Source organism: Allorhizobium pseudoryzae (genome assembly GCF_011046245.1).
GTDB lineage: Bacteria > Pseudomonadota > Alphaproteobacteria > Rhizobiales > Rhizobiaceae > Neorhizobium > Neorhizobium pseudoryzae.
Map to the genome: position 1 here is coordinate 1,451,237 of NZ_CP049241.1, position 25,494 is coordinate 1,476,730.

The window sequence follows — 25,494 nt, forward strand, 5'->3', positions numbered from 1 at the left end:
TTGCGCAAAGGACAAGGGAATGAAGAATTTCATTCGCAGCGTCAGGCCTGTGCTGGGTTTCCTCAGCCGCCTCGCGCTTTATCTCGCCGCTGCCGGCATCGTTGCCATGACCCTCATCGTGGGCTGGCAGGTCTTTGGCCGCTACGTGCTCAATGACACGCCAAGCTGGTCGGAACCGCTCTCTCTATTCCTGATGTCCTGGTTCATCCTGCTGGGCGCTGCCGTCGGCGTGCGCGAAAGCGGGCATCTGGGCCTTGATATCGTGCGCTACGCCATGCCCAAACCGGTGCAGCGGGGCATGGATATCATCAGCCTGATCCTTGTCGCGGGCTTTGGCGGCTTCATGAGCTATTACGGCGTGCTCCTGGCCAAAGGCACCTGGACGGCCACGATTCCCGTCCTCGGCTGGCCGGGTGGTGTCGATTTCATCCCTCTCATCATCGGCGGCGCCATGATCGCACTGTTTGCGCTCGAACGTCTCTGCGATGTTTTGATTGCCGAACCGGAAACCGCTGCCTCCGCAGTGGACGATGTGGAGACCGTCTGATGGCCTATGCAGTTCTTTTCGGCTCCTTTATGGTTCTGATGTCGATCGGCATGCCGATCGCCTTTTGCCTCGGCATCGCCTCGCTCGCCACGGTTCTCTACCTCGGCCTGCCGCCGATCGTCATCTTCCAGCAGCTGAACTCCGGTATGAACGTGTTTGCCATGATGGCGATCCCGTTCTTCATCTTCGCCGGCGACCTGATGGTGCGCGGCGGCATCGCGGCACGCCTCATCCGCTTCGCGGCCGGCCTCGTCGGCCATCTGCGCGGCGGTCTCGGCCAGGTGAATATCGTTGCCTCCACATTGTTCGGCGGCATTTCCGGCTCGGCCGTCGCCGATGCCTCGGCGGTTGGCGGCCTGATGGTGCCGCAGATGGCGGCGCGTGGCTATGACCGCGGCTATGCGGTCAACGTCACCACCAGCTCGGCCATCATCGCGCTGATGATCCCGCCGTCGCACAACATGATCCTCTATTCGATCGCCGCCGGCGGCAATGTTTCGGTCGCCGATCTCTTCACCGCCGGCATTCTGCCCGGCTTCCTGCTGGCCGTGGCGCTGATGGTGACGGCCTATGTGGTGGCCCGTCGCCGCGGCTATCCGTCCGAACCCTTCCCCGGTTTCACCAACCTGCTGGTCTACCTACTGGCCGCCCTTCCCGGCATCCTGCTGATCGGCATCATCTTCGGCGGCGTCCGTTCCGGCATCTTCACGGCGACCGAAAGCTCCTGCATCGCCGTTCTTTATGCCTTCCTGGTCGCCATGCTGGTCTACCGCGAACTCAATTGGCACGGTTTCGTGGAAGCGGTGACCGGTGCCGTCCGCACGACCGCCATGGTTCTCCTCGTCATCGGCACCGCCGCATCCTTTGCCTGGCTGATGGCCTTCCTGCAGGTGCAGCAACTGATGATCGGAGCGATCGGAGCGATCTCGGACAATCCGATCATCATCCTCCTGGTGATCAACATCATCCTGCTGCTGCTCGGCACCTTCATGGACATGGCACCGCTCGTCATCATCTCGACGCCGGTTCTTCTGCCGGTGGTGAAAGCCTTCGGCGTCGATCCGGTGCATTTCGGCGTGATCATGATCCTCAACGCCGGCATTGGGCTCAACACGCCGCCGGTCGGCACCGTCCTCTTCGTCGGCTGCGCGGTGGGCGGCATCACCATCCGGGAGGCGATGAAAACGATCTGGCCCTTCTTCGGCGCCAGCGTCGCGGTGCTGATGGCGGTCACCTACATCCCGGCACTCTCGCTCTGGCTGCCGAGCCTGTTCCGCTGACGTTGCGGCAACAGTGACATGACCCTGATCCTCCCAGGATCACAAAAAGAGGCCGGTGGATCGCTCCACCGGCCTTCGTCATGAAAATATCCGGCGCAGGTCCGCCAGTGCGCCGGTACGCTCTACACAATCACGGACATCCGCCCATCACGGATAGATGACGCCCTTTTTCAGAATCACATTGGCATAGAGCCGCGGTTCGCCGGTCTGCACCACGGTATGCGCCGCCTTGACCCGCGGGTAGAAATCCGGTCCCAGCAGCGGCACGATGGCCCGATCGGGTTCGTGCTTGGCGCAGCAGGCAATGATCTCTTCATGCACCGGATCGAGCGTGTCGCGCTCCGGCCCCTTGGTGGACCGGAAGATCGCATCCGCAACGAAATCGTCGATCGGCATCACGGAGAGGATCGCATCCAGCACCGGGATCAGGGCATGACCATCCAGCCGCACGAGCCGGCGCGCATGCTCCAGCGCCGGATAGTTTCCATCCACGATGGCGATTTCATCGCCATGCCCCATGGCACGCAACGTCGCCAAAAGATCCGGGCTGAGAATGGGGTTGATGCCCTTCAGCATTACGCAAGCTCCTTGAACAAGACACTCTGGTCGGTGAGATAACGGGCAAAGATCGGCAGGCTCGCGCCCCCGATGGCGCGCGCCTGCGCGCCGACCGCCCCTTCGATGATATCGGGAATGATAACACCCTGCAGGTCGAGCCGGGACACCGCCTCGACGGTCGCCTCGACGATGCGCCGGCGCACCCAGGCGGGAAAGCCGCCGTCGATGACGGCGGCACCAAAGTCGATGACGGAAGCGGCGGCAACGATCGCCTGGGCCAGCGCTTCCGCCGTATCGCGGATCCAGATCTCCATCGGCTCGCCGAAATCCACCCAGTCATTGGCGGAATACCATAAGGGCTGCGGGTCGATGCCGCGCTCCAGAAGCAGTTTTTCCAGCACGAAGATGGAGGCGATATCGAGCAACTGCCGGTTTTCGCCGTTCTTGCCGCGCACCGGCAGAGGTCCCAGCGCCCCCGCCGTGCCCGTGCGCCCGGAAAACACCGCGTTATTCAGCACGATGCCGCCGCCAATGAAGGAGCCGATGAAGAAATACACGAAATCCGGATAGGAGGGTCCGACGCCGAACACAAGCTCTGCCCCGCAGGCGCTGGTCGCGTCGTTCTGCAGGTAGACGGCATGGCGGACGCGCGCGGCAATCTCGGCCTGCAGGTCAAAACCGCGCCATTCGTCCATGGCGCCCGGCGGCGCGCCCACCTCCTCGGCCCAGTTCCACAGTTCGAAGGGGGCGGCGATGCCGACGCCGGCAATCCGGGTCCGCTGCTCCTCCGACATCTGCGCCTCCAGCCGCTCGATGCCGGACATGATGATGGTGATGATCTGTTCCGGCCTCGGATAGGCATAGGTCTGGCGGACCTGCAGGCGGATCTTGCCGACGAAATCCATCAGCACCACATCGGCGCTACGCCGACCGATCTTCACGCCGAAGGAAAACACCGCATCGGGATTGAGGCGCAACGGCACCGAAGGCTGGCCCACCTTGCCGCGTTGCGGTTCGCCGCGCAGAAGAAGCCCGTCCTTCTCAAGTGCCCGCATGATGACGGAGACGGTCTGGGCGGACAGTCCGCTCGCCCGCGTGATGTCGGCCTTCGACAAGGAACCGTGCATACGCACCAAAGACAGCACGAGCCGTTCGTTATAGGCGCGCACGCGGACCTGGTTCGAGCCGCCGGCAAGACCCGAGGCGAACGGTTGTGCTGTACCTGACGGCGGATTCCCTTGGACGGTCATGGCCACCCCTCCCTAGGCACCCATTGTCGCTGCAGGGGCAAAACTACCGCTCCCTTATTAATAAATCAATCGGAATTAATTATTGACAGGGGTGGAACTTTGCGCATTATTGGACCTGCAAAGGCGGGCGGCTTGGAGGAGGCGTTCTGTCACTCGGAACCGTCATTGCCTGAAAATGATCCGCGCCGTGCGGAGATCCACTACTCTGGGAGGAGCCCCATGAAGAAAACTGTTTTGACTGCAGCCTTTGCCACGCTCGCGCTTGGCGTTGTCTTCGCCGCACCGGCTTCGGCAGCGGGCGTTTCCGCCTGCCTGATCACCAAGACCGACACCAACCCCTTCTTCGTCAAGATGAAGGAAGGCGCGACGGCCAAGGCGAAGGAACTCGGCGTGACGCTGAAGTCCTACGCGGGCAAGATCGACGGCGACTCTGAAAGCCAGGTCGCGGCTATCGAGACCTGCATTGCCGACGGCGCCAAGGGCATTCTGCTGACCGCGTCCGACACCAAGGGCATCGTCCCGGCCGTTCAGGAAGCCCGCAAGGCTGGCCTGCTCGTCATCGCACTCGATACGCCGCTTGACCCGATCGATGCTGCCGATGCCACCTTTGCCACCGACAACCTGCTCGCCGGCGAACTGATCGGCAAGTGGGCCGCTGCAACGCTCGGCGACAAGGCCAAGGATGCGAAGATCGCCCTCCTGAACCTGACCCCGGCCCAGCCGTCCGTCGACGTTCTGCGCAACCAGGGCTTCATGAAGGGCTTTGGCATCGACGTAGGTGACATCACCCGCATCGGCGACGAAAAGGATCCGCGTATCGTCGGCAACGACGTGACGAACGGCAACGAAGAAGGCGGCCGCACGGCCATGGAAAACCTTCTCCAGAAGGACCCGGGCATCAACGTCGTCCACACCATCAACGAGCCGGCCGCTGCCGGTGCCTACGAAGCCCTGAAGGCTGTTGGCAAGGAAAAGGACGTGCTGATCGTTTCGGTTGACGGCGGTTGCCCGGGCGTCAAGAACGTCAAGGAAGGCATCATCGGCGCCACCTCGCAGCAGTATCCGCTGCTGATGGCATCGCTCGGCATCGAAGCGATCAAGAAGTTCGCCGATACCGGTGAGAAGCCGAAGCCGACCGCCGGCAAGAACTTCTTCGACACCGGCGTGGCGCTCGTTACCGACAAGCCGGCCAAGGGCGTTCCGTCCATCGACACCAAGGAAGGCACTGCCAAGTGCTGGGGCTGAGCCTCACGCTCTGAGTGTACGATTTGAATGGCTCGGAGGGCGGCTCAGGCCGCCCTTCTGGCAAACATGATCTAGAGGCCATGCCCCAGATCCAGAACATGCGATGCATGCAGTTCTCGTAGCCGACAATGAAGAGGGTCCGTTTATCCTCCTGTGTCGGCCCTCATATCCTCGATCGAGGCCAAGGGAGGAAATCATGAGCGAGCCACAAGCCGCCACAAAACCGCACATGGAATATGAAAAAGTCCTGTCGGGCAGTTCAACGCAGGTCGCCCAGTTCGACACGAACGACAAGACAGCGCTGCAGAAATTCCAGCATTTCCTGCATGGAAGCCCCGCGGCCGTGCCGCTGATCGTCCTGCTTCTCTCGCTGACCGTGTTCGGCGCGATTCTCGGCACGAAATTCTTCTCGGCCTTTTCGCTGACGCTCATCCTGCAGCAGGTGGCCATCACCGGCATCATCGGTGCCGCCCAGACGCTGATCATCCTGACGGCCGGTATCGACCTGTCGGTCGGTGCCATCATGGTGCTCTCCTCCGTGGTCATGGGGCAGTTGGCGATCCACTACGGCATACCGACGCCGCTGGCGATCGTAGGCGGATTTGCCGTGGGCGCCATCTGCGGCCTCATCAACGGCTTCCTGGTCGCCCGCATCAAGCTGCCGCCCTTCATCGTCACGCTCGGCATGTGGCAGATCGTGCTCGCCACGAACTTCCTCTATTCCGCCAACGAGACCATCCGCTCGCAGGATCTGGCCGCCCAAGCGCCGCTCCTGCAGTTCTTCGGCGAAAACATCCGCATTGGCGGGGCCGTCTTCACCTACGGCGTCATCGCCATGGTGCTGCTCGTGCTGGTGCTCTGGTATGTGCTGAACTCCACCGCCTGGGGCCGGCATCTTTATGCCGTGGGTGACGATCCGGATGCCGCCGAACTGGCAGGCGTCAACGTCAAGAAGATGCTGATCTCCGTCTACACCATCTCCGGCATTATCTGTGCGCTGGGTGGCTGGGCCCTCATCGGCCGTATCGGCTCGGTCTCCCCGACCGCCGGTCAGTTCGCCAACATCGAATCGATCACGGCGGTGGTGATCGGCGGCCTGTCGCTCTTCGGCGGCCGCGGCTCGATCCTCGGCATGCTCTTCGGCGCCTTGATCGTCGGCGTCTTCTCGCTTGGTCTTCGCCTGATCGGCACGGACCCGCAATGGACCTATCTGTTGATCGGCGTGCTCATCATTGCAGCCGTCGCAATCGACCAGTGGATCAGAAAGGTAGCAGGCTAATGGCACAGGAACCCATCCTCACCGCCCGCGGTCTCATCAAGCGCTACGGCCGGGTCACCGCACTCGACCGCGCCGATTTCGATCTCTACCCGGGGGAAATCCTGGCCGTGATCGGCGATAACGGCGCCGGCAAGTCCTCGCTGATCAAGGCGATCTCCGGTGCCGTCAGCCCGGACGAAGGCGAGATCCGTCTCGAGGGCAAGCCAGTCAGCTTCCGCTCGCCCATCGAGGCGCGCGAAGCCGGCATCGAAACCGTCTACCAGAACCTGGCCCTGTCGCCGGCACTCTCGATTGCCGACAACATGTTCCTCGGTCGCGAGATCCGCAAACCGGGCGTCATGGGCAGCGTCTTCCGCAAGCTGGACCGTCCGGCCATGGAAAAGTTCGCCCGCGAAAAGCTGTCCGAGCTCGGCCTGATGACCATCCAGAACATCAATCAGGCGGTGGAAACCCTTTCGGGCGGCCAGCGCCAGGGTGTGGCGGTGGCGCGTGCCGCCGCCTTCGGCTCCAAGGTCATCATCCTGGACGAGCCGACGGCAGCGCTCGGTGTCAAGGAAAGCCGGCGCGTGCTGGAACTGATCCTTGACGTACGCTCGCGCGGCATTCCGATCGTTCTCATCTCGCACAACATGCCGCATGTGTTCGAAGTGGCCGACCGCATTCATATCCACCGGCTCGGCAAGCGCCTGACGGTCATCAACCCGAAGGACTATTCGATGTCGGATGCGGTTGCCTTCATGACCGGGGCAAAGTCTCCGGAACCACTGGCCGCCTGAGCCCAGGCGACCAGCTCCTCGGGCCGCGCTTCTTAACGGACCCAGCGCGGCCCCTTTCCCTAAAGGCCAGTATGGTGCCTTCACACCGGCACTTGTCGGACAAATGATCACCCACCTCGCAGATCAGTTGAGATTTGTGAAAAGATAACTCTTCCGATTCCGAGAGAATCGGTCTCCTATGTCATTCCCTTCGGCAACCTTCCGCCTAAGTCTCGCGGTAGACACGCGCATCCTGCCTGCGCGCCCCATACTGGAATGACGATCGTGACAGCCTCATCCAATGGCGGAGCAGCCCAGCTTTCCGCATCTCTTGCCCACGTCAAAGCCGCAGGCTGGGGCAAGGGCCTCTCCATCCTGACCCGCATCACCGTGATGGCGTTTCGCCACCCCTGGCAATCGGGAGCGGCGATCGGCGCCACCTTCATCGCCTCCAGCTTCCAGTTGATGATCCCGGAACTCCTCGGACGGGCGGTCGATCAGGCACAGGGCATCATGGCGAGCGGAAGCCTGGGCGTGGAAGCACAGGATGCGCTTTTATGGACCGCCCTTCTTCTGCTGGGCGCCAGTGTGGCGCGCGGCCTCTTCACAATGGTGCAGAACTATTACAGCGAAGCCGTCGGCCACCATATCGGCTACGAGCTCCGGCTCGCCTGTTACGAAAAAATCCAGCGGCTGTCCTTCAGCTTCCATGACAGCATGCATTCCGGCGACCTGATCACCGTCGGCCTTCTCGATCTGGAAGGCGTGCGCATGTATTTCTCCACCGCGCTCGTCCGAATGATCTTCCTGTCGGTTCTGATCGGTATCGGCGCCTATCTGCTGCTCTCGACCGATGTGGTGCTCGGCCTTCTGGCGTTGAGCTTTGTGCCCTTCGTCGGCTGGCGCTCATCCGTCACCCAGCTTCGTCTGCGCGCCACCTGGCTCGACCTGCAGGAGCGCCTTGCCGTGCTGACCCGGGTGATGGAGGAAAATCTCGGCGGCATCCGCGTCGTGCGCGCTTTTTCCGCCCAGAAACACGAGCTGGAGAAGTTTGACGACGCCTCGCGCAATGCGCTGACGCTGGCCCATCAGCGCGTCGGCATCCGGGTGGCCAACACCAGCGCCATGACCTTCTCCTTCTTCGCCGCCATGGGCCTCGTGCTCTGGGTCGGTGGCGGCAAGGTGACGACCGGCGAGATCACCGTCGGCACGCTCGCCTCCTTCCTCACCTTCATGACCATCCTGCAGATGCCGGTGCGCCAGCTTGGCCTGATGGTGAACGCCTTTGCCCGCGCCTCCACCTGCGGGTCGCGCCTGTTCGGCCTGCTCGACATGGAGATCGCCGTGAAGGATGATCCGAAAGCGCCGGCCCTGAAGATCACCGAAGGAACGCTGCGGTTCGACAATGTCGGCTTTGCCTATCCGGCAGCTCCCGACAATCCGGTTCTCCAGGCGATCAGCTTCGAGGCGAAGCGCGGCGAGACCATCGGCATCGTCGGCCCGCCCGGCAGCGGAAAATCGACGATCGCTCATCTGATCCCGCGCTTCTACGACACGACCGAAGGCCGCATCACCATCGATGGCCAGGACATCCGGGATATCAGGCTGCAATCGCTGCGCCGCGCCGTCGTGGTCGTCCAGCAGGACAGTTTCCTCTTCACCACCACGATCGAAAACAACATTGCTTACGGCGACCCCTGGGCGCGCGAAAACCAGATCGCGCGGGCCAGCGAAAGCGCGCAGCTGCACAATTACGTGCTGGGGCTCCCCTCAAGTTACGGCACCGTGGTGGGCGAACGGGGTGTCTCGCTCTCCGGCGGCCAGCGGCAGCGCCTGTCGATTGCCCGTGCGCTGATGCTGAAGCCGGCAGTGATGATTTTCGACGATTCGACCGCCGCCATCGACGCCGCCACCGAACAGCGTATCCGCAGCGCCATGCGTCGCTACGCCTCAGACCGGGTGACGCTCATCGTCGCGCACCGGCTGAGTTCGCTGATGCATGCCGACCGCATCCTCTTCGTGGAAGACGGCCGGATCGTCGAGCAGGGCTCGCACCAGGATCTTCTGGCCCTTGGGGGACGCTACCGCGCCCTCTACGACCTGCAGATCCGGCCCGACGATGAAACGCTGGCCGGCTGAGGGAGGCAAGATCATGGCAGAAGAAATGGAAACCGAACGCGCCGACGTGCGCGATGACGGACGCCGCCCGCCCCGCGCCGTGGTCGGCTCGCACCGCATCGAAGAGGAAATCTTCGGCAAGGTGTTCGATCGCAACATCGTCGCCCGCATCTGGGATTTCGTCCGTCCCTACCGCCGGCAAGTGACGCTGGCCGTCGTCGCCGTGCTGGTCTTCACCGCCATGCAGCTGATGATCCCGCTGATCATCCGCTACGCCATCGACCACGGCATGCAGCCGGGCGGTGACCGCTCCGCCCTCCTCTATGCGATCATCGCTTTCGGTATTGCCATCCTCATCAATTTTGCCGCAAGCTATGCGCAGGAAACGCTGGTCGGCAATGTGGCAGAAGACGTGCTCTTCGATATCCGCCGCGCCATGTTCTCGCATCTCCAGCGGGTTTCGCTCTCCTTCATGGACAAGACGGAGGTCGGTCGCCTGATGTCGCGCCTGCAGGGCGACGTGAACTCCATGCAGGAATTCCTCGAAACTTCGGTGCTCTCGGTCGGCGACATCACGCTTCTGATCGGCATCGTCGGCGTGATGCTCTATCTCGATTTCTATCTCGGCCTGCTGACGCTCTCCGCCCTGCCGGTCCTGTTCATCGTGCGCATTTTCTGGTTGCCGGTGGCGCGCAAGTCCTTCATGGCGGCGCATGAATCGAATTCCGTGGCAAGCGGCGCGCTGGCCGAAGCCATCCACGGCGTGCGCGCCGTGCAGGGTATGGAGCGCCAGGCCGTCAACTTCACGCTGTTCGATGACAAGGCCCGCACCAACCTCGTCAACCACCTGAAGGCGGCCCGCCTCGCGCAGGTCATGGTGCCGATCGTCGATACGTTGACCGGCATTGCCATGGCGCTCGTCATCGTCGTCGGGGGCGCCCGTGTTCTGGGTCAGGCGCTGGATGTCGGGGTCATGGTCGCTTTCCTCTTCTATATCCAGCGCTTCTTCGACCCGATCCGCTCGCTCACCCTGCAATATTCGGTGATGCAGCGGGCCATGGCCTCCGGCCAGCGGCTGACCGATGTGCTGGACGTGCGGGTGGACATTAAGGACAAGCCGGATGCCAAGGCCCTCTCGCCGGACATGGACGGCTCGGTAGAGTTCCGCAGCGTCGTGTTCGGCTACAATGCGAAACACCCGGTGCTGAAGAATGTCAGCTTCCGCGTCAATCCGGGCGAGACGGTGGCACTGGTCGGCCCGACGGGGTCCGGCAAGTCGAGCTGCATGTCGCTGATCCACCGCTTCTACGAGGTGCAACAGGGCGCCGTTCTCGTCGGCGGCCACGATGTGCGGGATCTCACCCAGGATTCGCTTGGCCAGCAGATCGCCATGGTGCTGCAGGAACCCTTCCTGTTCACCGGCACCGTCTTCGACAACATCCGTTACCACAAGACGGAGGCGACCCGTGACCAGGTGATCGAGGCGGCAAAAGCGGTCGGCGCGCATGATTTCATCATGCGCATGCCGGACGGCTACGACAGCCAGCTCGGCCAGCGCGGCGGCAATCTGTCGCTCGGCCAGCGGCAGCTGATCAGCTTTGCCCGGGCGCTCGTTGCCGATGCCAAGATCCTGGTTCTGGACGAGGCGACTGCCAATATCGACAGCTATACCGAAATGCTGATCCAGAAGGCGCTGGTGAAACTGCTGGAAGGCCGCACCGGTCTGGTGATCGCCCACCGTCTGGCGACGATCCGCGAAGCCGACCGCATCATCGTGCTGCAGAACGGCGAGCTGATCGAAAGCGGCAACCACGCGGAGCTGATGGCGAACGGCAAACTCTATTCCAGGCTCTACAACCTGAATTACGCCTCCTTCGATGACATTCCGGATGAGGTGGTCGAGGATGCCGCCCACCCGTCGGCCACGTAAGCGCCGTCTGGAACCATGGTCCACTCCTGCCGTTGTCTCGTCGGTGAAAACGAGGAGACAGACATGGACAAGGACAGAAACGCACAGCGTGCCGTCGGTGAAGAACAGGCACCGGATCATCCGCGCCAGGGCGTGATCCCGGCGGGACCCGATGCCCGCGCCCGCGTCAATGGTGAAAAGACCCCCGGCACCGGCGCATTGCCGGATCCGAACGCTCGCGAGATCGACCCCGGCTCCGAGTAAAGCGGAGGGCGAAGGCGCACCCGTGGCCTCCGCCTCTCTTCTCCCTGCGTCGCCATGACGCTTGCCGTGCCCTCCCCGGACGTCTAACACCGTCTCGGACGATAGGACGGATTGGAAACATGAGCGGCGAAACCATCACGCTGTATGAAGCGATCGGCGGAGACCAGACCGTGCGGGTCCTGGTCCGCCGTTTCTACGAACTGATGGACAGTCTGCCGGAAGCGGCGCGATGCCGGGCCATTCACCCGGCCGATCTCTCCCGCAGCGAGGATAAGCTCTACGACTACCTCACCGGTTATCTCGGCGGTCCACCGGTCTATGTGGAGAAGTATGGCCATCCGCGCCTGCGCGCCCGCCATTTTTCGGCCCCCATCGGTGTGGCAGAGCGGGATGAATGGCTCCTGTGCTTTCAACGCGCCATGGATGAGACGATCGAAAACCCGAAACTGCGCGAGATCATCTGGGCGCCCGTCGAGCGTCTTGCCCATCACATGCAGAACCGCGAGGAAGAGGCATGAGGCTTTCCGGATTTCGCCCCGCCATCCTGATGCTGGCCGGTTTCATGGGCGCGTCCGGCGTCATGCTGGCCGCAGCCGCAAGCCATGGCGGCGATGGCCGCCTCCTTGGCTCTGCCTCCGCCATGTGTCTTGCCCACGCGCCGGTTCTGCTGGCGCTCTACCTGGCAGACGGTCGGATTAGAACGGCCAATCTCGCCGCTCTGGTTCTGGCACTCGGCACTGTGCTGTTCTGCGCGGATCTTCTGTCGCGCCATTTTGCCCAGTCTGGTCTCTTTCCGATGGCGGCACCCTCGGGCGGCATGCTGATGATCCTCGGCTGGCTGCTCATCGCGTCAGGCGGCCTGATGCGGGAAAACAGGACGTAACAGCGCGACGGCGATCGCGACTGTCGATGGCGCTTCTACAGGCAGCATGTTAGAATAGTCTTGTGATTGTCGGAGCCCGGCATGCCGCGTGACGTTCCCGGTTGGGGAAGCCCCTGGTGGATCTATATGACGCCGCGCAGGCGCGTTTCCGCATTGGCAGGCCAGTTGATTGCGCTCGGTCTTGCGGTGATGTCCGGTGGCATCTGGTTTCTCTTGAACCGTTTCCTGCCGGGCGCGCCCTTCAACACCTTCTTCCCCTTCATCATCGTCGCGGCAGCCCTCGGAGGACGCCATGCCGGCATTGCTTTGATCGGGTGGGCCGTGTTGTTTGCCATCACCATCTGGCTGTCGATCCGGCCGGTCCACATCTGGGGCGCGGGCATCGCCACTCTCGTGTTCGTCAGTCTCGGCAGCCTGACCATCGCGATCGTGCACGCGTTGCAGTCTCTCGTCGCGGCCCTGGAACAGGCGGAGGGCCAGGCCGACGTACTGGCCCGGGAGATGCGTCACCGGGTCGGCAACCTCATGCAGCTGGTCCAGGCCATCGCCCAGATGACGGCGCGCTCCAGCACCGACCTTGCGCAGTTCATGCCCCGCTTCGAGGGCCGGCTTCGCGCACTCTCCGAAGCCCACAAGGTATCTGCGGGTGATCGCCAGCTATCGGGCGACCTTGAAACCTTGCTGCGCGTGCTGCTCTCGGCCTACGATCCCGAACGCCTGCAGCTTGTCGGGCAGAAGATCACGCTGGATGCCGATGTTGCACCGAGGCTTGCGCTTGTCATCCACGAACTGGCGACCAACGCGGCAAAATACGGCGCATTGTCGGTGCCCAGCGGGATCGTCAAGATCGTCTGGAGCCGCACGGGTGAGGATCTGGACATCCAGTGGCGCGAAGAGGGTGGTCCGCCGGTGTCGCCGCCTGCAAAAACAGGGTTCGGATCACGCCTGATTGCCGCAACGGTGGCAGCCGGCAATGGTACAGCCAAAATCGATTATGCCGAAACGGGGCTGGCGTGCCACCTGACGTTTCCGCTCAAACGCAGGGCGTAGACGCGGCGGCATCCGGCTTCACGCCTGCTCCAGATGCCTGATCAGCCGCTCGATGTGGTGTCCGAAAATACTCGCCATATCGACGGTATCCGGCGCGCGAAGCCAGAGGATCTGCAGCCCGTCCATCAACGCGATGAGTTCTGCCGCGATGGCCTCCGCAGAGACATCGGCGCGGATCTCGCCGCTCTTGATCCCCTCGGCGATCGCCATCGCAAAACGTTGGCGAAGCGCATTCGTCCGCTCGATGAACCAGTTCTCCGCCGGGTGGTTGCGCGTCAGGCTTTCGACATTCAGCACCGCAAAGGCCCGCACGACTTCGGCGATTTCCATATTACGCCGCACGACATCCACAAGGCCGCGCAGAAACTGCCGCCAGGCCGTGACGTGGATGTCCTGCACATTGTCCGTCTCGACGTCACGTCGGGCCAGAAGCGCAATCAGCAGATCGACCTTCGTCGGAAAGTGGTGGATGAGGCCCGGCAGTGTCAGTCCGGCATCCTGGGCAATCGCGGCAAAGGACGCATTCTGGAAACCGTCCTCGGCAAAACGCGCCATGGCTGCGCGCAGGATCGCTTCGCGGCGTTCCTCGCCCTTCGGCGAACGACGACGGCGCACCGTCACCCCGGTTGCCGCCGCCGGATCACCCGCCTTCAACCTGCTGTCCATCATCGCTCTCATTGCTGTGACGCCGTTGTAGAGCGAAATTGTGGTTAATCAACGCTAAGTATGCTGACGGAAAAGATATTCTTCGGAAAGACCACCGTTTTTCTATCCTTGGTTGAGAGGACAACGGCCAGCTTGCGAAAACCGTTGAACCGCTTCGTATGAACCCGCCGGGTCATTCGCTGTGGCACGCCTGAACGGCCCGGACGCCAAGCCTCCAACAAAAAGGCGAGGCGCGTCATGCGCCTCGCCACAACAGGCAGGTGTTACGGCACCACCACCTGTCGAAAGGAATTCAATCCTGCCGCCGGATCACGGCATTGAGAAACCGGACCTGTTACGCAGCACCTGACGGACAGTGTCCGGATTCCCTGTCTGGTACGCCCGTTCCAGAAACTCGATCTGTTCACGCAGGCGAAGCTTGGTCTTCTTCAGCGACATGATCCTGAGGGTATCGGGTTGGAGTGCTCTCTGTTCCCGATCGATCTTGTTTTGCAGGATCGCATGCCGGGATCTGAGGGCCTTCAGCAGAGGGTTCATGATGTGATCTCCTTCACGTGCAAGCCCAGTTTGCCAGATCGGCCGCGATAGATCCAATTCATTGACAATATCAGATCGATAGGTATTCACTATCGGATGCCCTTTCGCCCCACCCATCGCCAACTGGAATATCTCGTCGCCCTGGACGAAACCAGCCATTTTGGCCGGGCAGCCCAGGCCTGCCACGTGTCGCAGCCGACTCTGTCGGTTCAGATCTCGCTTCTCGAAAAGCAGCTGGGGGTCGTGCTGGTGGAGCGAACGCCTGGTGCGATCAGCCTGTCCTCCGTCGGACAGGAGATCGCAGCCGCAGCCCGATCGGTGCTCGCCACTCTCGATGACATCGTGACGGTCGCATCCGCTGGCCGCGACAATCTCGGTTCGCTGATCCGGCTTGGCGTCGTTCCCACCTTCGGGCCTTATTTTCTGCCGGTCTTCCTCCCGGATCTGCACCGCCTGTATCCGGCTTTGCGCATTCATGTGCGGGAGGAACGCCCGACACTGCTGGAAGAGCAGGTGCGCGGCGGCGAGATAGACTGTGCGCTTGGCCAGCAGCCGAGACAAGCAGAAGCCTTCGTTTTCGACCTGGTCTGTCACGAGCAGATCTTCCTCGGCGTTCCTGCCAACCACCGGCTCGCCTCCGCGGCCAAGGTGCGCCTCGCCGACCTCAGGGGAGAGACGCTGCTGACGCTCGGTCGCGGCCATCGGCTCGTCGAAAACGTCCGCGAACTGGCCACGCTGTCCGGGTCCACCATGGCCGATGACTATGAGGGCACCAGCCTGGACGCCCTGCGCCAGATGGTGGCAATCGAAATGGGGCTCTCCCTCTTCCCCGAATTCTACGTCCGCACCGAATTCGCCAAGGAAGCCAATGTGAAGCTCCTGACCATCGACGACTGGCCCGCCAGCCGCGAGATGGGGTTCTTCTGGCGCAGTTCGAGCGCACGCAGCGCTCATTTCCGCCAGCTGGCCGTGCTCGCCAGGACAATGTTGGGAAAACGCGGTCCAGGACAACCGGTCAGTTCGTCTGACAACGCATAAAAAGCGAAGTTTTTGGCAAACCGCAACTTAAACGGACAATTGCGACATTCGCCCTATTGCCCTCCCACCGGAATGGCGGGATTATATTCCTGAAAAGCAGTCGGGAGTAGCAGATGGATACAGACAGCAAGGTGCTTCATCCCCCGGTCGGCGGCGCACCTGTCCGTTTCCGTGCTGCCGATGGTTATGAACTGGGCGGCTTTCTCTGGCACAATGCCCAGGAGGACCCCGAACGGCCGGTGCTGATCGTCAGCGCCGCGACCTCTGTCCGCTGTCGTTATTATGCGCGTTTCGCGCTCTACATGTTCCAGCACGGTTTCGACGTTCTGACCTATGATTACCGCGGCATCGGCGAATCGCGGCCCGGACAGCTGAAGGGGTTTGAGGCGGATTGGGTCGATTGGGGCGAACAAGATCTGGAGGGAGCGCTGCAATATGTCGCTCACATCCTGCCCGGCCGTCCCCTCAGGGTCATCGGCCACTCGATCGGCGGCTTTGCCATCGGCCTTGCCCCTTCCAACCGCCGGATCGGCCGTATCCTCAGCGTCGGATCGCAATATGCCTACTGGCGGGATTACGCTGCCCGGCACAAGCTGCGCATGCTGTGGAAATGGCATGTCGTCATGCCGTTGCTGACGCGCCTCTTCGGTTATTTCCCGGCAAAACGGCTGGGCTGGATGGAAGATACGCCGGCGGGCGTCGTCCACGACTGGAGCGGCATGACGGCCCGGTTCGAAGATCGGCTGCGCGCCGGTCGCACCATTGCCGGGCGGCCGGAAGGCGAGGTGCTGTGCGACCGCTTCGCGCAGGTCGAGGCGCCGATCCTCGCCATCAGCTTCTCCGACGATCCGCACGGGACGGTGCCGGCCGTCAATCGTCTGCTCGCTTATTTCAAAAGCAGCGAGTGCCGGCATATGCACCTGAAACCCTCCGACGTCGGCCATGACAGCATCGGCCATTTTGCCTTTTTCCATGACCGGTTTCGCGACACGTTTTGGCCGCTGGCGCTCCACTGGCTCCGCCATGGCCGCATCCCTCCGGGTCTCAGTTCCGCCCTCATCAGCCTCCCTCTCGTCTGACAAGATCTCGTCTTGACAGACAGGTTGCGTCTTGGCCTTCAAGATTGTATGGAAGTGTCGACACCGGCAAAGAGGAGAGCCCGTTGACCAGCCGCACCCTCTCGGAAAGCATGGCGCACAAGGTGGAGCGGCAGTTGCGCGGCGACATCCTGACGCTTGCCCTGCCGCCGGGAACGCGCATCTCGGAACAGGAAATCGGCGAACGCTACGGCTCCTCCCGCCAGCCCGGCCGCGAGGCGCTGATTGCGCTGGCCAAGAGCCGGCTCGTCGAAATCCTGCCCCAGCGTGGTGCGGTCATCGCCCGCATTTCGGTTGCCAAGCTGATGCAGGCGGCCTTCATTCGCGAGACCATCGAGACGGCCGTGGTCAAGACCGCCTGCAATGCCTTCCACTTCCATGCGCGCACCCGGCTTGCCGATTGCCTGAAGGCACAGGAAGAGGCCGCCGAAGCGGGCGACCGGGCGGCCTTCCGCCGCGGGGACGATCTCTTTCACAAAACGCTCGCCGAAGGGGCGGGCCTGCCCATGGCCTGGTCCGTGGTGGAGGACTTGAAGGCGCATATCGACCGGGCCTGCTGCCTGTCGCTGCACGCGCCGCACACGCTCTCCAAGCTGGTTTCGGAACATCACGCCATCCTCGCCGCCATCGACCGGCGCGACGAAGCGGCGGCCATGACCGCCATGAACACCCACCTGTCCGAACTGCTGCATGACCTGCCGAGGCTTGAAGCGCAGCACCCGGATCTCTTCGAATAACGTCCAAAGGGAGTTGAGAACACCATGACCACCACGATCGAGACGCGCCACGCGGTGCACTACACCCAGTCGGAAAAGATGACCGGCGCCGAATTGCGCCAGAATTTCATGATCGAAACCCTGTTTGCCGCCGGCGAACTCAATGCCGCCTATACCCATTACGACCGCATGCTGGTGGCCGGCGCGATGCCGACCACATCAGCGCTTTCCGTCGGCGCAGACCTCGCCAAGACGGTGGGCACCGAGTACCTGCTGGAACGCCGCGAACTTGGCCTCATCAATGTCGGCGGCAAGGGCAAGGTGGTGGCTGACGGCACGACCTATGAGCTGGACTTCCAGGACGGTCTTTACCTCGGCATGGGCGTGCGCGAGATCTCGTTCGAAAGCGATGATGCAAGCCAGCCGGCGAAATTCTACATCAACAGCGCCCCGGCCCACACCACCTTCCCGTCGCGCATCATCCGCAAGGCCGACGCCATCGAGAACCATCTCGGCGACCAGCTGACCTGCAACAAGCGCAAGCTCTACCAGTACATCCACCCCAAGGTGCTGCCGACCTGCCAGTTGCTGATGGGCCTGACGCGGCTGGAGCCCGGCAGCGTCTGGAACACCATGCCTGCCCACCTGCATGACCGCCGCATGGAAGCCTATCTCTATTTCGAGATCCCGCAGGATGCCTTCGTCGTGCACCTGATGGGCCGCCCGGAAGCGACCGGTCACCTCATCATGCGCAACGAACAGGCCGTGCTCTCCCCGCCGTGGTCGATCCATTGCGGTTCCGGCACCAATGCCTATGCCTTCATCTGGAGCATGGCCGGCGACAACCAGTCCTTCACCGACATGGACTTCGTGCCCATGCAGGACTTGAAGTAAGGATCGATGCCCATGAACCTGTTTGACCTTTCCGGAAAACGCGCGCTGGTGACCGGCGCGCGCACCGGCCTCGGCCAGGGACTGGCTCTGGCGCTGGCGCGTGCCGGCGCCGATATCATCGCGCTCGGCTCGCGGCCGATGCCGGACACGAAAAACCAGGTGGAGGCGCTCGGCCGCCGATTCGAGGAGGTGGTCTATGACCTCACCGATCCGTCCGGGCTCGACAGCCTCGTCACCGACCTGACCTCCACCGGCCATATCGACATCCTCGTCAACAATGCCGGCCAGATCCGCCGCGCCGATTTCACCGAGTTTTCCGAGACGGACTGGGACGACATCATGAACATCAACCTGAAGAGCACCTTCGTGCTCTCGCAAGGGGTGGTGCGTCACATGCTGGAGAAGAAGATTGCCGGGCGGATCGTCAATATCGCCTCGCTCCTCTCCTTCCAGGGCGGCATCCGCGTCGCTTCCTATACGGCGAGCAAACATGCGGTGGCGGGTCTGACCAAGCTGATGGCGAACGAGCTGGCCGCCAAGGGCATCACGGTGAACGCCATTGCTCCGGGGTACATGGACACCGACAACACCGAGGCGCTCCGCAACGATCCGAACCGCTCGCGTTCGATCTTGGAGCGCATTCCGGTCGGGCGCTGGGGCGAACCGTCCGACCTCGATACGGCCGTCCTGTTCTTTGCCTCACCCGCCAGCGGTTATGTGACGGGACAGGTGCTCGCCGTCGATGGCGGCTGGCTCGCCCGGTAAGGCAGCCGGCAGATCATTATTTCGACAGTTCGGTCGCGCGCGCCAGTGCGGCCGAAAACCCCTCGAGCGACACGCGCATCGGCACCTCGTCTGCCGTCGAAAGCTGAACGGTGGTCACCGTCAACGTCTTGGCAGCGTCCAGCGCCGTCACCGTCTGGGTGTCTAGACGAATGGGAACGAGACATCCGCCCGGCAGGCAGGTGGAATAGGGAAACCGAAGGGGCTGCGCCCATCCCGCAGCCGACAGCATCACGCCCTTGGCAAGCGCCATGCCGAACGGCAGAAGCAGCGCGCCATCAAGGCCGCCCTGCGGCAAGGGCCGAAACTCCGCCGACAACATGGGGCGTCCGGTCTCCGGATCCGCCTGAACCTGGCTCAGCACGCAGCCCACCAGACCGTTCTGCCCCCGGCAAACGACCGTCCAATTCCCATGCGGCTCGACAAAGGAACCGGTCCCGCCGGGAAGTTGCGCGGCGAGCAACCCGGTTGCCGGCATCAGGGCAATCAGCAGGACGGGAAGAGCGACAGACGGACGGAGGAATGAGAACATCAGATGTCTCGAGATGGACCAGAACCAAAGATAATCATCATTCGCGGTCACTGTCATAAGCACCGATGAGCCTCAAGTGAAAAATCGATCACCTGCCCCATCTCGTCGACACGCAGGAAGCTGATCGCGCGACTTGATCAAACAGAAATAATTGAGAGTAAACAAAACATTACCGGAGCAACGGAACTTCGTTGCTGATCAAATCCAACAAAACGCCACCGGAAACGGGTAAAAAACAGCAGGTAATGCGGAAGTGTCAGGATTGCGGCTTAAACCCGGCCTCTGTCGCACTGTCACCAAAATATCACCAAGTCTCACATTCCAGATTGACCCCCAAAATCTGACATTGAAGCAGTGTGCCATGTCATGTCAGCTCGGCCCGACAAGAATCAGGTTCAACTCTGAGACGCACATTCGGCGTTCACCTGTTTCACGGTTTTCAATGACGAGCCTTTGATCCGATGATTGTTGACGCAGACGCAGCCAGGCCACCCCTCATTTCCCGACGTCGCCCCTTGAGGATTGTTGCAACCCTTCTCGCGTCCACCGCGTTGGCTGTTCCGCCGATTCAGGCCAGCGATCTGCCAACGGGCGGACAGGTCGTCTCTGGTTCCGTTTCCATCGATACCACCGGCTCGGCGGTGACCATCACACAGGGCTCCGACAGGGGCATCGTCAACTGGAACGGCTTCTCCATCGGTGCCGGCAAGAACGTCAATTTCATACAGCCCGGCGCCGGAGCGGCAATCCTCAATCGTGTCACTGGCGATACGCCGTCAACCATTGCCGGATCGCTGACTGCCAACGGGCAGGTGTTCCTGATCAATCCAAATGGCATCGCCATTACGTCGACCGGCACGGTCAAGGCCGGCGGAGGCTTCGTCGCCTCCACGCTCGGCATCAGCAACGAGGATTTCCTCAGCGGGCAGTACAGGTTCGAAGGAGACGGCACTTCGGCCGGCGTCAGCAACGAGGGCATCGTGACGATCGGGCGCGGCGGCTACACGGCACTGATTGGCGGAACTGTCAGGAATGACGGCCTGATTGCGGTCCCGATGGGCAAGGTTGGCCTGGGTTCGGGCGAACAGGCGACGCTTGATCTTTCGGGCGATGGGTTCCTGCAGGTCGCTGTTCCCACCGGCGAAGGCGCCGAAGGCAAGGGAGCACTTATCGAGAACGGCGGCACGATCTCGGCAGACGGCGGCACGGTGGTGATGAAGGCTGCCACCGCCCGCAATACCGCACGCCAGGCCATTAATCTGTCCGGCGTCGTGGAGGCTTCCAGCATCTCCGGCCGAGACGGCGAGATCGTCATCGGCGGCGGAGAAAGCGGATCGGTGGCCGTGACCGGCAAAATCACTGCAAAATCATCCACCGGTAAAGGCGGCAAGATCACGGTGACGGGAAAGTCCATCGAGCTCAAGGGCGCGACGGTGGATGCGTCGGGCGCCAAGGGCGGCGGTTCCGTGAAAATCGGCGGCGATCGCCAGGGCAAGGGCACCACCCAGCGCGCCGCGAGCGTCAAGATCGATCCGGCGAGCATCATCAGTGCCGACGCGACGCAGGCAGGGACCGGTGGCACGGTCGTCGTCTGGTCCGATGAGTTGACGACTTTTGCCGGGCAGATCAGTGCGCGCGGCGCTGGCACCGGCACAGGCGGCGAGGCGGAAGTCTCCGGCAAGGCGATGCTGGACTACACCGGCGTCACCAGTCTTTCCGGTCCTGGCGGTTTCGGCAACCTGCTGCTCGATCCCTATAACGTCACGATCTCCAGCGGCACGGCCAGCAATTCCTCAGGGGCGACCGCGACCGGCAACGACAGCGTCATCAATGTCACGACGCTCCAGGACGCATTGGCCGGCGCCAATGTCACGGTCTCCACCGGGTCGTCTGGCAGCCAGAACGGCGATATCCTGGTTGCCACCGCCCTCTCCTGGTCGGCAAACACGACGCTGACCCTGGCTGCGGCCGGTACGATTGCGATCGATGCCAACATCACAGCAACGGGCGCGAGCGCCGGTCTGGTCCTGACCTATGGCGGCACCGACCCCGCCATTGCATCGGGTGCGAGCGTGACGCTCTCAGGCACGAACGCCTCGCTGAGCGTCAACGGCAACGCCTATACCCTGGTGAGCTCAGCCTCGCAGTTGACCGGCATCGGCAGCAGTGGGCTTTATGCCATCAGCCAGACGATCGATCTTTCGGGCACGACCTACACATCGTCCCCGATCTCCACCTTCAGCGGCACGCTTCTCGGCCTTGGCCACACAATTTCCAATCTCGCGATCAGCAATTCGTCGGGCGGAAATGCCAATTACGGGCTGATTGGCAGAAATTCCGGCACCGTGCGTGACCTCGGCATCGCCAGTGGCAGCATTTCGGTTGCGTCGTCCGGCACGCCGCAGTCCGGTCTGCTCATCGGACAAAATACCGGTACGGTTTACAACGCCTCTTCAACAGGCACGATTACAGCCAAGGGCAATGTCGGGGGACTGGTCGGACAAAATATTGGAACGATCAGGCAATCCTCTTCGACCGCCGCCGTGACGGGAAGCTCGCCGGGGATTGGCGGACTGGTCGGCACCAATGCGATCGGTGCGACCATCACCACATCCTATGCCGGCGGCACTGTCGTCTCCCATGGCAACAACGACACCGGCGGACTGGTCGGCCAGAACCTCGGAACCATCAGCTCTTCCCATGCCTATGGCGCCACGTCCGGAACAACAAGTGCGGGTACGGGGCAGAGCATTGGCGGTCTCGCAGGATGGAACTCCCCCGACGGCACCATCAGCTATTCCTACGCCCTCGGTTCTGTCACATCCAACAGCGACTATTACATGGGTGGCCTGGTCGGGACCAGCAGCGGAACGATCACATCGTCCTATTCAACCGGCACCGTCACGGCCACAACCGACGCATTGAAACTCGGGGGGCTCGTCGGCTGGAACAATGGAACGGGCTCCGTAACAAGCTCCTTCTGGGACACCACCACATCCGGCACGACGACCGGTGTCGGAATGACGGCCGGAACCGCGACATCGAGCGTAACGGGCCTGACGACCACGCAGGCACGCACCTCAGCCGCCTATACGGGTTGGGATTTCTCGAACGACTGGTATCAGTCGGGTGACATGCGGCCGATCCTGCGCGCGGAAGCCGCCGCGAGCGTCAACGGTGTGACAACGGTTTCCAATCTGCATCAGTTGGCCCTGATGGGCAGCAATCTCGCAGGCTCCTACAGCCTGGCGACAGACATCGACGCAAGCCTCACCGCCGGCAGCAATACAGCCGGGATCTGGAGCACCTCGGGCTGGGTCCCGGTCGGAACAGATGGAGCAAGCTTTGCCGGTAGTCTCGACGGCCATAACGAGTTCATCAACAACCTGACAATCGTCAGGGGAACCAGCAATTACATCGGCCTGTTCGGCAAGCTCGGCGCGACGGCCTCGATTGCGAATGTCAGCATGAGCGGATCCTCCATCACCGGTTACGGCGCGGTGGGCAGTCTCGTCGGATGGAATGAAGGTACCATCTCCTATGCCTCTGCCTCCGGAACGCTGGTGGTCGCGGCAGCTCAGGGCGGACTGACCATGGTCAATGGTTCAGGGGGCCTTGTTGGTTTCAACAACACGACAGGCGTGATCCAGGATTCCTTCGCCAATGTGACGCAGACGGTCAACAGGAACATCAATGCCGGTGGCTTCTTGGGTCAGAATGCGGGAACCGTCCAGCGCTCCTACGCGAGCGGATCCCTGACAGGAACGAACGGCATGCTTGAAAGCATCGGCGGTCTGGTCGGCTACAACCACACCGGCGCACTGATTGCCGATTCCTTCTCGACGGCGAGCATCGCCAGTACCAATGGCTATTATGTCGGCGGTCTCGTCGGCTACAACCGTGGCACCATCAGCCGGAGCTACACCATTGGCGCCGTCTCGGGCGTCTCGTCTTCGAAGGTCGGTGGTTTCGCCGGCGGCAGCGAAGGCACCATCACCGCATCCTACTGGAATACGGAAACGGCAGGAACGAGCACCGACATCTACGATAAGGTCGCCTCCGGGGCATTGACCGGGCTGAGCACCAGCCAAATGAGGGACAGCTCCGGGACGCCCGGCAGCTTCTACGTTCTCGCAACCGCCGCCGGATGGAACTTCGACACCATCTGGGTCAAACCCAACAGCACGACCAGCGAATCCAGCGACGGGCAACTGCATTACGCCGAGCTCTACGGGGCATCCGGCGTGGTGCGCGCCAATTCCAGCGCCTCGACAACCTATGGAGACGCCGTCAACCTGTCTTTGACCCTCTACGGAACCGGAACGTCCTACCGCAGCACGGTCACCGCGACACCCAGTTTCACCACGTCTGCCACGGCGACCAGCGACGTCGGAACCTATAGCGTTTCCGGTACCGGTGGAACAGTCACCACCTGGGCAAACAGGACGGGCCGCGTGGTTTATTCGGGATCGGTGACAATCTCGGCAGCGATGCTCACGGTGACGGCCGCAAACGGCACCTCCGTCTATGGCGATACGCCGTCAGTCACCGGCTACAGCGTCTCAGGCTGGAAGAACAGCCAGACCGATAGCCTGCTCTCCGGCGTCAGCGTCGCAACCAACGCCACCGCGACCTCGAACGTCGGTACCGGCTACACCACCACCGCCTCCGGCGGCACGTTGTCCGGCGCCGCGTCAGGCAATTATTCCATCAATTACGTCGGCGGCAGCTTCGCCGTCACACCCGCCACGCTGACCGTGACCGCCGCCAACGGCACCTCCGTCTATGGCGATACGCCGTCAGTCACCGGCTACAGCGTCTCAGGCTGGAAGAACAGCCAGACCGACAGCCTGCTGACCGGCGTCAGCGTCGCGACCAACGCCACCGCGACCTCATCCGTCGGCACCGGCTACACCACCACCGCCTCCGGCGGCACGTTGTCCGGCGCCGCGTCCGGCAATTATTCCATCAATTACGTCGGCAGCAGCTTCGCCGTCACACCGGCCACGCTGACCGTGACCGCCGCCAACGGCACCTCCGTCTATGGCGATACGCCGTCAGTCACCGGCTACAGCGTCTCAGGCTGGAAGAACAGCCAAGCTGACAGCCTGCTGACCGGCATCAGCGTCGCAACCAACGCCACCGCGACCTCATCCGTCGGCACCGGCTACACCACCACCGCCTCCGGCGGCACGCTGTCCGGCGCCGCATCCGGCAATTATTCCATCAATTACGTCGGCGGCGGCTTCGCCGTCACACCGGCCACGCTGACCGTGACCGCCGCCAACGGCACCTCCGTCTATGGCGATACGCCTTCGGTCAGCGGCTACAGCGTCTCCGGCTGGAAGAACAGCCAGACCGACAGCCTGCTGACCGGCATCAGCGTCGCGACCAACGCCACCGCGACCTCATCCGTCGGCACCAGCTACACCACCACCGCCTCCGGCGGCACGCTGTCCGGCGCCGCGTCCGGCAATTATTCCATCAGTTACGTCGGCGGCGGCTTCGCCGTCACACCGGCCACGCTGACCGTGACCGCCGCAAACGGTACCCTGGTTTTGGGCAGCCGCATCCCTACACTTGCTTATAGCGTCTCCGGTTGGAAAAACGGCCAAAGCGACAGTCTGCTTTCCGGCATCAGTGTCGCCACCAACGCCACGACCGCTTCATCGGCCGGCACCTATCGCAGCTTTGCCTCAGGCGGCACTCTGACAGGCAATGCGCTTGCAAACTATGTGCTGAGTTTTGTCGAAGGCACCGTCGTCGTCACCAGCATCCCGCCGTCCCCGGCCACACAAGGACCGGTATCACAGCCCGTCGCCATCACGCCCGCGACTGAGGACAACGGGATGCCACCGCTGCTCGTCCTCTATAATCCCGCCTCCAATCTTACAGGATCACTCGGGCTCAGCCCACTGCAAACCACAACGGTTCCGGCGTCAGCGCCTCAAATCGTTGTTTATACGCCAACCGCCGATAGCACGGCCGGGGGCGCAAGCAGCACCATGACCACCGAGCATCCGCAATTGTCCGGTGCCGTCTGCTCGCTGGGACCAAATTTTGCAATCGATTGCTCCGCCAACTGAGTTTCAT

General features: G+C 62.5%; 23 protein-coding genes. 17 read left to right on the plus strand and 6 right to left on the minus strand.

Annotation, left to right across the window (positions count from 1 at the left end; all coding sequences use genetic code 11):
* The first annotated feature begins 19 nt into the window (after positions 1–19).
* Positions 20–547, plus strand: coding sequence for a TRAP transporter small permease (locus tag G6N78_RS07110; protein ID WP_165216963.1), 528 nt, complete (start codon positions 20–22; stop codon positions 545–547).
* Entirely contained in the window at positions 547–1,827 is a 1,281-nt protein-coding gene (locus tag G6N78_RS07115) for a TRAP transporter large permease (RefSeq protein WP_165216965.1), read from the plus strand. Before G6N78_RS07110 ends, G6N78_RS07115 begins: the two co-directional genes overlap by 1 nt.
* Before the next feature lie 147 nt (positions 1,828–1,974).
* Here G6N78_RS07115 and G6N78_RS07120 read toward each other — a convergent pair whose 3' ends face one another.
* Both G6N78_RS07120 and G6N78_RS07125 read right to left on the minus strand, forming a co-directional pair.
* On the minus strand, positions 1,975–2,403 hold the full coding sequence (locus tag G6N78_RS07120) for an RbsD/FucU family protein (RefSeq protein ID WP_165216966.1): 429 nt from the start codon (positions 2,401–2,403) through the stop codon (positions 1,975–1,977).
* Positions 2,403–3,635, minus strand: coding sequence for an ROK family transcriptional regulator (locus tag G6N78_RS07125; protein WP_165216968.1), 1,233 nt, complete (start codon positions 3,633–3,635; stop codon positions 2,403–2,405). Before G6N78_RS07125 ends, G6N78_RS07120 begins: the two co-directional genes overlap by 1 nt.
* 219 nt (positions 3,636–3,854) lie before the next feature.
* Here G6N78_RS07125 and G6N78_RS07130 point away from each other — a divergent pair, with 219 nt between their 5' ends.
* The 9 genes from G6N78_RS07130 (at position 3,855) to G6N78_RS07170 (ending at position 13,138) form a co-directional block, all read left to right on the plus strand.
* Positions 3,855–4,880: a sugar ABC transporter substrate-binding protein gene (locus G6N78_RS07130; protein WP_165216970.1), complete on the plus strand. Its 1,026-nt coding sequence runs from the start codon at positions 3,855–3,857 to the stop codon at positions 4,878–4,880.
* 196 nt (positions 4,881–5,076) lie between these two features.
* Positions 5,077–6,159, plus strand: a complete 1,083-nt coding sequence (locus G6N78_RS07135; RefSeq protein ID WP_165216971.1) for an ABC transporter permease — start codon at positions 5,077–5,079, stop codon at positions 6,157–6,159.
* Positions 6,159–6,935 (plus strand): ATP-binding cassette domain-containing protein, encoded by a 777-nt coding sequence (locus tag G6N78_RS07140; protein WP_165216973.1) that lies wholly within the window; start codon positions 6,159–6,161, stop codon positions 6,933–6,935. Before G6N78_RS07135 ends, G6N78_RS07140 begins: the two co-directional genes overlap by 1 nt.
* 264 nt (positions 6,936–7,199) lie before the next feature.
* Positions 7,200–9,053 carry an ABC transporter ATP-binding protein gene (locus G6N78_RS07145; RefSeq protein ID WP_234905899.1) on the plus strand — a complete coding sequence of 618 codons (1,854 nt, stop codon included), beginning with the start codon at positions 7,200–7,202 and terminating at the stop codon, positions 9,051–9,053.
* Between the two features lie 13 nt (positions 9,054–9,066).
* Positions 9,067–10,962: an ABC transporter ATP-binding protein gene (locus tag G6N78_RS07150; RefSeq protein WP_165216977.1), complete on the plus strand. Its 1,896-nt coding sequence runs from the start codon at positions 9,067–9,069 to the stop codon at positions 10,960–10,962.
* 63 nt (positions 10,963–11,025) lie between these two features.
* Positions 11,026–11,205 carry a hypothetical protein gene (locus tag G6N78_RS07155; protein WP_165216978.1) on the plus strand — a complete coding sequence of 60 codons (180 nt, stop codon included), beginning with the start codon at positions 11,026–11,028 and terminating at the stop codon, positions 11,203–11,205.
* 119 nt (positions 11,206–11,324) lie between these two features.
* On the plus strand, positions 11,325–11,723 hold the full coding sequence (locus G6N78_RS07160; protein WP_165216980.1) for a globin domain-containing protein: 399 nt from the start codon (positions 11,325–11,327) through the stop codon (positions 11,721–11,723).
* Positions 11,720–12,088, plus strand: coding sequence for a DUF423 domain-containing protein (locus tag G6N78_RS07165; RefSeq protein ID WP_165216982.1), 369 nt, complete (start codon positions 11,720–11,722; stop codon positions 12,086–12,088). Before G6N78_RS07160 ends, G6N78_RS07165 begins: the two co-directional genes overlap by 4 nt.
* Before the next feature lie 81 nt (positions 12,089–12,169).
* The gene (locus tag G6N78_RS07170; RefSeq protein WP_165216984.1) at positions 12,170–13,138 is read left to right on the plus strand and encodes a sensor histidine kinase; all 969 of its coding nucleotides are present in this window, start codon (positions 12,170–12,172) and stop codon (positions 13,136–13,138) included.
* A gap of 18 nt (positions 13,139–13,156) precedes the next feature.
* Here G6N78_RS07170 and G6N78_RS07175 read toward each other — a convergent pair whose 3' ends face one another.
* From G6N78_RS07175 to G6N78_RS07185, 3 genes are all read right to left on the minus strand, one after another.
* Positions 13,157–13,804 carry a TetR/AcrR family transcriptional regulator gene (locus tag G6N78_RS07175; RefSeq protein ID WP_165216986.1) on the minus strand — a complete coding sequence of 216 codons (648 nt, stop codon included), beginning with the start codon at positions 13,802–13,804 and terminating at the stop codon, positions 13,157–13,159.
* Positions 13,805–13,848: 44 nt separating this feature from the next.
* Entirely contained in the window at positions 13,849–14,043 is a 195-nt protein-coding gene (locus G6N78_RS07180; RefSeq protein WP_165216988.1) for a hypothetical protein, read from the minus strand.
* Between the two features lie 70 nt (positions 14,044–14,113).
* Positions 14,114–14,341: a YdcH family protein gene (locus G6N78_RS07185; RefSeq protein WP_165216990.1), complete on the minus strand. Its 228-nt coding sequence runs from the start codon at positions 14,339–14,341 to the stop codon at positions 14,114–14,116.
* A 96-nt stretch (positions 14,342–14,437) separates the two neighbouring features.
* Between G6N78_RS07185 and G6N78_RS07190 the strand changes: the two genes are divergently transcribed.
* From G6N78_RS07190 to kduD, 5 genes are all read left to right on the plus strand, one after another.
* Positions 14,438–15,379 carry a hydrogen peroxide-inducible genes activator gene (locus G6N78_RS07190; RefSeq protein ID WP_165216992.1) on the plus strand — a complete coding sequence of 314 codons (942 nt, stop codon included), beginning with the start codon at positions 14,438–14,440 and terminating at the stop codon, positions 15,377–15,379.
* 113 nt (positions 15,380–15,492) lie between these two features.
* Positions 15,493–16,458 (plus strand): alpha/beta hydrolase family protein, encoded by a 966-nt coding sequence (locus G6N78_RS07195; RefSeq protein ID WP_165216994.1) that lies wholly within the window; start codon positions 15,493–15,495, stop codon positions 16,456–16,458.
* Positions 16,459–16,541: 83 nt separating this feature from the next.
* Positions 16,542–17,213, plus strand: a complete 672-nt coding sequence (locus G6N78_RS07200) for a GntR family transcriptional regulator (protein ID WP_234905900.1) — start codon at positions 16,542–16,544, stop codon at positions 17,211–17,213.
* 24 nt (positions 17,214–17,237) lie between these two features.
* Positions 17,238–18,086: a 5-dehydro-4-deoxy-D-glucuronate isomerase gene (kduI, locus tag G6N78_RS07205; RefSeq protein WP_165216996.1), complete on the plus strand. Its 849-nt coding sequence runs from the start codon at positions 17,238–17,240 to the stop codon at positions 18,084–18,086.
* Positions 18,087–18,098: 12 nt separating this feature from the next.
* A complete protein-coding gene (gene kduD / locus G6N78_RS07210) occupies positions 18,099–18,851 on the plus strand; it encodes a 2-dehydro-3-deoxy-D-gluconate 5-dehydrogenase KduD (RefSeq protein ID WP_165216998.1) in 753 nt (250 codons plus the stop codon).
* Between the two features lie 16 nt (positions 18,852–18,867).
* On the opposite strand, the gene G6N78_RS07215 is transcribed toward kduD, so the two are convergent.
* Positions 18,868–19,401, minus strand: a complete 534-nt coding sequence (locus G6N78_RS07215) for an invasion associated locus B family protein (protein WP_165217000.1) — start codon at positions 19,399–19,401, stop codon at positions 18,868–18,870.
* 515 nt (positions 19,402–19,916) lie between these two features.
* Between G6N78_RS07215 and G6N78_RS07220 the strand changes: the two genes are divergently transcribed.
* On the plus strand, positions 19,917–25,487 hold the full coding sequence (locus G6N78_RS07220; RefSeq protein WP_165217002.1) for a beta strand repeat-containing protein: 5,571 nt from the start codon (positions 19,917–19,919) through the stop codon (positions 25,485–25,487).
* Positions 25,488–25,494: the final 7 nt, after the last annotated feature.

What these genes read in the sequence shown, in the direction of transcription:
- G6N78_RS07110 (WP_165216963.1), top strand. Translation starts at nt 20, where the DNA reads ATGAAGAATTTCATTCGCAGCGTCAGGCCTGTGCTGGGTTTCCTCAGC.
- G6N78_RS07115 (WP_165216965.1), top strand. Translation starts at nt 547, where the DNA reads ATGGCCTATGCAGTTCTTTTCGGCTCCTTTATGGTTCTGATGTCGATC.
- G6N78_RS07120 (WP_165216966.1), bottom strand. Translation starts at nt 2,403, where the DNA reads ATGCTGAAGGGCATCAACCCCATTCTCAGCCCGGATCTTTTGGCGACG.
- G6N78_RS07125 (WP_165216968.1), bottom strand. Translation starts at nt 3,635, where the DNA reads ATGACCGTCCAAGGGAATCCGCCGTCAGGTACAGCACAACCGTTCGCC.
- G6N78_RS07130 (WP_165216970.1), top strand. Translation starts at nt 3,855, where the DNA reads ATGAAGAAAACTGTTTTGACTGCAGCCTTTGCCACGCTCGCGCTTGGC.
- G6N78_RS07135 (WP_165216971.1), top strand. Translation starts at nt 5,077, where the DNA reads ATGAGCGAGCCACAAGCCGCCACAAAACCGCACATGGAATATGAAAAA.
- G6N78_RS07140 (WP_165216973.1), top strand. Translation starts at nt 6,159, where the DNA reads ATGGCACAGGAACCCATCCTCACCGCCCGCGGTCTCATCAAGCGCTAC.
- G6N78_RS07150 (WP_165216977.1), top strand. Translation starts at nt 9,067, where the DNA reads ATGGCAGAAGAAATGGAAACCGAACGCGCCGACGTGCGCGATGACGGA.
- G6N78_RS07155 (WP_165216978.1), top strand. Translation starts at nt 11,026, where the DNA reads ATGGACAAGGACAGAAACGCACAGCGTGCCGTCGGTGAAGAACAGGCA.
- G6N78_RS07160 (WP_165216980.1), top strand. Translation starts at nt 11,325, where the DNA reads ATGAGCGGCGAAACCATCACGCTGTATGAAGCGATCGGCGGAGACCAG.
- G6N78_RS07165 (WP_165216982.1), top strand. Translation starts at nt 11,720, where the DNA reads ATGAGGCTTTCCGGATTTCGCCCCGCCATCCTGATGCTGGCCGGTTTC.
- G6N78_RS07170 (WP_165216984.1), top strand. Translation starts at nt 12,170, where the DNA reads ATGCCGCGTGACGTTCCCGGTTGGGGAAGCCCCTGGTGGATCTATATG.
- G6N78_RS07175 (WP_165216986.1), bottom strand. Translation starts at nt 13,804, where the DNA reads ATGGACAGCAGGTTGAAGGCGGGTGATCCGGCGGCGGCAACCGGGGTG.
- G6N78_RS07180 (WP_165216988.1), bottom strand. Translation starts at nt 14,043, where the DNA reads ATGACGCGCCTCGCCTTTTTGTTGGAGGCTTGGCGTCCGGGCCGTTCA.
- G6N78_RS07185 (WP_165216990.1), bottom strand. Translation starts at nt 14,341, where the DNA reads ATGAACCCTCTGCTGAAGGCCCTCAGATCCCGGCATGCGATCCTGCAA.
- G6N78_RS07190 (WP_165216992.1), top strand. Translation starts at nt 14,438, where the DNA reads ATGCCCTTTCGCCCCACCCATCGCCAACTGGAATATCTCGTCGCCCTG.
- G6N78_RS07195 (WP_165216994.1), top strand. Translation starts at nt 15,493, where the DNA reads ATGGATACAGACAGCAAGGTGCTTCATCCCCCGGTCGGCGGCGCACCT.
- kduI (WP_165216996.1), top strand. Translation starts at nt 17,238, where the DNA reads ATGACCACCACGATCGAGACGCGCCACGCGGTGCACTACACCCAGTCG.
- kduD (WP_165216998.1), top strand. Translation starts at nt 18,099, where the DNA reads ATGAACCTGTTTGACCTTTCCGGAAAACGCGCGCTGGTGACCGGCGCG.
- G6N78_RS07215 (WP_165217000.1), bottom strand. Translation starts at nt 19,401, where the DNA reads ATGTTCTCATTCCTCCGTCCGTCTGTCGCTCTTCCCGTCCTGCTGATT.